We start from the raw sequence: 4,501 nt of genomic DNA, 5'->3' as shown, positions 1-4,501 counted from the left end.
ACATCGCCCGTTATATGGAGGCGCAGGCGAGCAGCTCGGCGGTGACCCTGGCCGGTCTGGTGGGATCCATCGCACTGGCGGTGATCAACCCGACCGCCGGTATCGCCGCGCTGCAGACTACGCTGGGCCTCTCCATGCAGTCGGCCATCAACTACACCCGCGACAACGAATATGAAGCGGATCGCATCGGCATGAAGACGCTTTATGATGCCGGTTTCGACCCCATGGGGATGGCCAACTTCTTCCAGAAACTGGCTGCCGAATACCGTTACGCCAGCAAGCCGCCGGAAATGCTGCTCACTCACCCGCTGCCGGAGACCCGGATCAGCGAGGCACGCGCCCGAGCAGGCAGCTATGGCCGCCGCGACTTGCCGCCCAGCCTCGACTTCTGGCTGGCCAAGGTGCGGATTCAGGTTCGTTTTGGTACCGATACCCCGCAGGGGCTGCTGAGCTACTTCGATAGCCGGATCCAGAAGGGGGATTACCCGCTCAAGGATGCCGCCATCTATGGCAAGGCGCTGGCGCTGATCCAGCTCAAGCGCACTGACGAGGCGGATACCCTGATGCAGGAGCTGGCGGCCCGTCATCCGGAAGATCTCTTTATCGTCGATGCCCAGACCGACATCGATCTGGCCAAGGGGCGCAGTGCCCAGGCCATCGCGCGCCTCGAGAAGTTCCGCAGCCGGATGCCGGATAATGAAGTGGTGGTGGTCAACCTCGGCAACGCCTACCTCGAGAGCGGCAACTACAAGAAGTCCATCGCCATCCTCGACTCCTATGCCCGTGCCCATGAGGAGAACAATCTGGCCTGGAACCTGCTGGCCGATGCCTATCGCAAGGCGGGCAGAATGACCGAGCTGCATATGGCGCGGGCCGAGATGCTCGCGCTGCGCGGGGATTATCAGGCGGCCATCGACGAGCTGATCGTGGCACGCGGTACCACCAGCGACCGGATGACCCTGGCTCGCCTGGAGGCGCGCATCACCGAGCTGGAGCGGGCCAAGAAGGATCTCGACAGCCTCAAGGGCTAACGAAACCTATCAAACAAGGGCGCACTCTGGTGCGCCCTTGTTGTTTATGGCGGTGGCGTTGATGTGGGGGACGGTGATAGCAGCGATGGGCTAGTGACTCATGCTGCTGGCGGTCGCCTTGAGCATCTCGATCTGCTGCTGGTCTAGCTCGCCGACCAGCGTCTGCTTGAGCTTGCCCTCGCTATCGAGCAGATAGCTGGTGGGCAGGCCGCTTGGGCGAGGGAAGGGGAGTTTGGCATCCTCATTGGCAATAAGGAGCGGCACCTTGATGTGGTACTGCGCGGCCAGTTTGTCCAGCTCTGCTGGCGTGGTCGGGTCGTAGTTGATGGCCACCACGGTGATCTGGCCTTCTGCCGCCAGCGCGTTGAGGCGCGGCATCTCCCGCAGGCAGGGGGCGCACCAGGGGGCGAAGTAGTTGACCAGCAGCGGCTTGCCGGCAAAGTGGCGCAGGCTGACCGACTGCCCTGTTGCATCGGTAAATTCGGGGGCGGGTGTGCACGCGCCCAGCAGGCCAGCCACAATCAGCCAACAAATTCGTTTCAATTCCTTTCCACTGCTGCTTACCCTGACCATCACTTTCCCCTACAATAGCGCCGTTTCTAGTCCCATCTTGCGATTAATCAGGGAGTTACCATGAGCGAGACCCAAATCTACCACAATCCGCGCTGCTCCAAGAGTCGCGAAACCCTGGCTCTGCTGGAACAGCACGGGATCGCCCCTGATGTGGTGCTCTATCTGGAGCAGGCCCCGAGCGAAGATGAGATCCACAACCTGCTCTCTCTGCTCGGCTTTAACGATCCGCGCCAGCTGATGCGCACCAAGGAAGATCTCTACAAGGAGCTGGGCCTCAGCGAAGTGAACGGCGACGCCCTTATTCGCGCCATGCACCAGCATCCCAAGCTGATCGAACGCCCCATTGTCATCAAGAATGGTCAGGCCCGGATCGGTCGCCCGCCGGAGCAGGTGCTGGAGATCCTCAAGTGAGCACCCGCTTCGCACGTTGGCTGACTCTGGTCGGCTTCTTCGGCCTGCTGGGCTGGGTCATCCTCTGGCATCTGTGGCTGTCGCCCCATCCTGACCTCAACCCTTGGCTGCTGCCGGTGATCTGGACGGTGCCGCTGCTCTTCCCACTCAAGGGGATAGTACAGGGCAACCCCTACACCCACGCCTGGGGCAACTTCGTGTTGATGCCCTATTTCCTGCACGCCCTCACCCTGATCACCACGGATGAGGGGGAGCGGTGGCTGGCGGTGGTGGAGCTGCTGTTCACCACTCTCGCCTTTGTCGGCACCATCTATTACGCCCGACTGCGTGGTCGGGAACTGGGCTTAAGCATTCGCAAAAAGAAAGACGAAGCCAATTGATGACAAACGCTCCGCAAGGGGCGTTTTTTATGTGGAAGCTGCTTTATCCAGAGGGATCACTGTGCCCCTTGGGCTGCCCGATATCGGGCCAGCTGCTGCTGGCTAAAGTCCATCAGCTGGGGATAGAAGCGCAGAAATCCCGCCTCGCATGTTTGCCACTGCGACTCATCGAGGGTCAGCAGCGCCTCTCCCAGTTGTACCGGGCGGCGCAGTCGGCGACCTATGCCATTTAGCGCTTGCCCCAGCCCCTCCCTGTGGCGGTAGGAGGCGATCCAGTTCTGCTCGGCCATCCGCTTGAGGGGGACTGGCAGTCCGTCCGGCAGGCGTGGGTGATCCGCCAATAGCTGCTCATAACTGCGTTGCAGGAAGCGGGGCAGGGGCTCGTTGCTGAACAGTCCCCAGTGCAGGCTCAGCAAGTGGTCGTAGAGCATGTCCACCACAATCCCGCCAAAGCGGCGCCAGGGGGCCTCGAAACAGGCGACGGCCGCCTTGTGCTCGGGATGGCTGTCGGTGAAAGCGTCAATTTTGCGGTGCAGCCAGATCCCCTCATCGAAGTGGGCGGCAAGCCCCGTGGGCAGCGTGCCTTTGACGAAATCGCCGAGCAGATTGCCGGTGAGGGAGCTTCGGGTGTGGGCAGCCAGATGGAGATGGGCCAGAAAATTCATCGGTAGCTGTGGGTCTGTTATGGGATGGCAAGGTGCTTCGAGCCTAACGGATCCCGCCCGCCTTGACCATGATCGGGATTTTGCTACTGCCCGGCGGCTGCCTCTTGCCGAGCAAAATTCGGGCGTGCTAAGGTGATTGCCATCTTTGTCACAGGACGCGACAAACCACCATGATGCGCAAAGCCAGAGGCTTTTTTCTGGCCTTCTACTTCAAGCCTTTCTATCTCTCCGAGTGGTTCGACGAATAGATCGAACCCCTGGAGCAGTTCACTGACGCCCGCTCGGGCGTGATCTCGCTCATCCAGATTTTGCCGCTTTTGGTCATCGCATGCATTCGCCTGCGGTGCCTTGTCCGCGCTTGTGCGCTTTTTATGTAATGGAGTACACATGATGAAGATCAGACTGACCCTCTCAGCCCTGTTTGTTGCCAGCCTGCTGGCCACCCCCGCCATGGCCAAGGAGTGGAAAACCGTGCGTTTCGGGGTGGAGGGGGCCTACCCGCCCTTCTCCTGGACCGATGCGTCGGGCGAGATCAAGGGGTTTGATATTGATCTCGCCAACGCCCTGTGTCAGCAGATGGCGGTCAAGTGCGAGCTGGTGGCGCAGGATTGGGACGGCATGATCCCAGCCCTGCTGTCGCGCAAATACGATGCCATCATCGCCGCCATGTCGATCACCGACGAGCGGCGCCAGAAGGTCGACTTCACCGAGAAATATGCCCATATTCCCAATCGTTTTGTGGCGGCCAAGGGGACCGAGCTGACGCTGACCCCGGAAGGCATGGCGGGCAAGCGCATCGGGGTGCAGCGTGCCACCACCCACGACAAGTACCTGACCGACAATTTTGGCTCGAATGTCACCATAGTCCGTTACGGCAATGCCGATGAGGCCTATCTCGATCTGAAGGCGGGTCGGGTGCTGGCCCTGCTGGCCGATGCCTCTGCCATTGAGCAGGGGCTCCTTGGCAAAGAGGGGGGCGACAAGTTCGACTATGTGGGGCCCGCCCTGACCGATCGCCAGTGGTTTGGTGATGGGATGGGGATCGCCGTGCGCAAGAGCGATAAGGAGCTCAAGGGCAAGCTGGACGAGGCGATCAAGGCCCTGCGTGCCAACGGCACCTATCAGCAGATCAACCAGAAGTACTTCAAGTACGATATATATGGTGGTTGACGGGGGGAGGGAGCTTGCTCCCTCTCTTTTCATTGGGCAAGCGACAATCGTGCAAGGAGGATCGCCATGTTGACCCTGATCGAGGGGGCCGAGATCTTCAGCCCTACCCACCTTGGCCAGCAGGATCTGCTGGTGGCCGATGGCCGTATCGCCTGGATGGGCAAGGGGTTGACGGTGCCCGCAAACTGGCCGCTGCACAGGGTCGATGGTCGTGGCCGCTATCTGGTACCCGGGCTGGTGGATCCGCTGGCCCATATCACCGGCGGCGGCG

Annotated in this window: 6 protein-coding genes and 1 pseudogene; 5 read left to right on the top strand and 2 right to left on the bottom strand. The window is 61.0% G+C overall.

Annotated features, from left to right (window positions below; genetic code table 11):
- On the top strand, positions 1 to 1,031 hold a 1,031-nt coding region (locus tag DBR30_RS08165; protein ID WP_258224349.1), incomplete at its 5' end, for a tetratricopeptide repeat protein.
- Positions 1,032 to 1,121: 90 nt separating this feature from the next.
- On the opposite strand, the gene DBR30_RS08160 is transcribed toward DBR30_RS08165, so the two are convergent.
- Positions 1,122 to 1,604, bottom strand: coding sequence for a TlpA family protein disulfide reductase (locus DBR30_RS08160; protein ID WP_108541855.1), 483 nt, complete (start codon positions 1,602 to 1,604; stop codon positions 1,122 to 1,124).
- 60 nt (positions 1,605 to 1,664) lie between these two features.
- Here DBR30_RS08160 and arsC point away from each other — a divergent pair, with 60 nt between their 5' ends.
- Together arsC and DBR30_RS08150 are read left to right on the top strand one after the other, a co-directional pair.
- On the top strand, positions 1,665 to 2,015 hold the full coding sequence (arsC, locus tag DBR30_RS08155; protein WP_108541854.1) for an arsenate reductase (glutaredoxin): 351 nt from the start codon (positions 1,665 to 1,667) through the stop codon (positions 2,013 to 2,015).
- Positions 2,012 to 2,395, top strand: a complete 384-nt coding sequence (locus tag DBR30_RS08150) for a DUF2069 domain-containing protein (RefSeq protein WP_107684428.1) — start codon at positions 2,012 to 2,014, stop codon at positions 2,393 to 2,395. The genes arsC and DBR30_RS08150 overlap by 4 nt, the downstream gene beginning before the upstream one ends.
- 56 nt (positions 2,396 to 2,451) lie before the next feature.
- Here the strand turns inward: DBR30_RS08150 and DBR30_RS08145 are convergent, their stop codons facing one another.
- The gene (locus DBR30_RS08145; RefSeq protein WP_108541853.1) at positions 2,452 to 3,060 is read right to left on the bottom strand and encodes an acyl carrier protein phosphodiesterase; all 609 of its coding nucleotides are present in this window, start codon (positions 3,058 to 3,060) and stop codon (positions 2,452 to 2,454) included.
- Positions 3,061 to 3,447: 387 nt separating this feature from the next.
- On the opposite strand from DBR30_RS08145, the gene DBR30_RS08135 reads away from it, so the two are divergent.
- Both DBR30_RS08135 and DBR30_RS08130 read left to right on the top strand, forming a co-directional pair.
- Positions 3,448 to 4,230 carry an ABC transporter substrate-binding protein gene (locus tag DBR30_RS08135; RefSeq protein ID WP_019445361.1) on the top strand — a complete coding sequence of 261 codons (783 nt, stop codon included), beginning with the start codon at positions 3,448 to 3,450 and terminating at the stop codon, positions 4,228 to 4,230.
- Positions 4,231 to 4,296: 66 nt separating this feature from the next.
- Positions 4,297 to 4,501 (top strand): annotated as a pseudogene (locus DBR30_RS08130) (beta-aspartyl-peptidase); the annotation flags it as partial.

Source organism: Aeromonas sp. HMWF017 (assembly GCF_003061465.1).
GTDB lineage: Bacteria > Pseudomonadota > Gammaproteobacteria > Enterobacterales > Aeromonadaceae > Aeromonas > Aeromonas veronii.
Note: the sequence above shows the minus strand (reverse complement) of the source record. Positions and strands in the feature narration are given on the sequence as shown.